2 protein-coding genes are annotated in these 1293 nt (G+C 37.0%); both read right to left on the bottom strand.

What is annotated here, in order from left to right; genetic code table 11:
• Positions 1 to 39: 39 nt before the first annotated feature.
• Positions 40 to 918, bottom strand: a complete 879-nt coding sequence (locus HNQ85_RS17405) for an IS3 family transposase (protein ID WP_343046583.1) — start codon at positions 916 to 918, stop codon at positions 40 to 42.
• Complete coding sequence (locus tag HNQ85_RS17400) at positions 915 to 1223, bottom strand: helix-turn-helix domain-containing protein (protein WP_181538961.1); 309 nt, start codon at positions 1221 to 1223, stop codon at positions 915 to 917. Before HNQ85_RS17400 ends, HNQ85_RS17405 begins: the two co-directional genes overlap by 4 nt.
• Between the last annotated feature and the right edge of the window lie 70 nt (positions 1224 to 1293).

Raw genomic sequence — 1293 nt, 5'->3', positions numbered from 1 at the left:
TGGTCTTACCCCTGTCAAGTAGACAGAATAAAAGAAAGTCTATGCAACCTTTCTCCGATATTCCACCGGAGAAAGGTTGTTCAATTTCTTCTGGAATCGTTCTTCGTTATAAAATTGGATGTATTCATGAATGGCTCTTTTGACTTCCCATGAGTGTTGGAATTCATATTGATAAAAACATTCCGATTTTAGATGGCTAAAAAAGCTTTCTATACATGCGTTATCTAAACAATTTCCTTTTCTGGACATACTCGCCTTTATATTGTATCTTTGTAGTAGCTGATGATATTTTCGGGAGATGTATTGGTACCCCTGATCACTATGTAACAGGAGACCATTTACATCTCGTTTTTTTATGGCTTTTTTTACCGTGTCTAAAACAAGCTTTACATCATTTCGTTCACTGATTTTATAGGCGATGACTTCGTTGTTGTAGAGATCTAAAATAACGGATAAATATAAGCGCTTCCCTTTAAAAATCAAGTAAGTAATATCGGTTACCCACTTTTCATTTGGACGAGAAGCTGTAAACTCTCGGTTTAAATGATTATGGGAGACTACATACACTTCTTTTTTGCCATAATACACTCGTTTTTTTCGAATGTGAGCTTGAACGCCTAGTTCCTTCATGAGCCGGTACACTCGCTTATGATTGATTCGTTTCCCTGTTTGTTTTCGAAGCCAAACCGTCATTCTGGGATAACCAAATATCCCTTTATATTTCGAATGTGCTTCGATGATTTGTTTTTTGAACTCTTGGTCTTCTCTTTGTTTAGCTGTTAGTTTCTTCTGAGTCTTTAACCATTTGTAATATCCACTTCTCGAGACACCTGCCACTTCACAAAGAAGAGCGATTGGATAGGAAGAGGACATCTCTTGAATGATCTGATATTCGACCGTTTTTCTTTTTCTGCCTATTCCCCCTTTCTGACTTTCAACAGCTTTTTTAAAAATTCCACTTCCGCTTCTAGACGAATGATTTTTTCCTTGTCACTCAAAGGATTCTTTCGAGGTCTTCCTTTTTGTTTCCCTTTGGAGGTTCCGCGCTTTTCTTTTAAGCCCTCCACCCCTTCTTGACGGTAATCGTTAACCCATCTTTGTAACATTGAATTATATACACGGTAGTGATCCAAAATCATACTCTGGCTCCAGCCTTCGCTTAGATACTTTTGAACTACTTCTAATTTAAATTCTACTGAATAAGTTTTTCTGATTTTTCCCATAAAAAAACCCCTCCATAGTAAACAGTATCAGCCTTTGCTTTTTCCTGTCTACTATAAGGGGATAATATCA

It is taken from the genome of [Anoxybacillus] calidus (assembly GCF_013760845.1).
Taxonomy (GTDB): Bacteria; Bacillota; Bacilli; order Bacillales; family Anoxybacillaceae; genus Paranoxybacillus; species Paranoxybacillus calidus.
This window is presented reverse-complemented; position numbering and strand designations above follow the sequence as displayed.